Origin of the sequence: Methylophaga sp. UBA1464, assembly GCF_002325665.1 — a bacterium.
GTDB lineage: Bacteria > Pseudomonadota > Gammaproteobacteria > Nitrosococcales > Methylophagaceae > Methylophaga.
Genome location: NZ_DCSO01000045.1, coordinates 17,516 through 17,733, shown reverse-complemented (window position 1 = coordinate 17,733; position 218 = coordinate 17,516). Strand labels below are relative to the sequence as shown.

The window sequence follows — 218 nt, the reverse complement described above, 5'->3', positions numbered from 1 at the left end:
TTGGAAGATATCGCTGTGTTAACCGGCGGTACGGTTATTTCGGAAGAAGTTGGCCTGAATCTGGAAAAAGTTACCCTTGACGATCTGGGTCAGGCGAAGAAAATTTCTGTCAGCAAAGAAAACACCACTATTATTGATGGTGCTGGTCGTGCTGATGAAATCACCGCGCGTGTTGAGCAGATTCGTGCACAGATTGCTGATTCATCTTCAGACTACGA

Annotated in this window: 1 pseudogene; it reads left to right on the top strand. The window is 45.9% G+C overall.

What is annotated here, in order from left to right:
* Window positions 1-218: pseudogene (gene groEL / locus B3O33_RS04740) on the top strand (chaperonin GroEL); the annotation flags it as partial.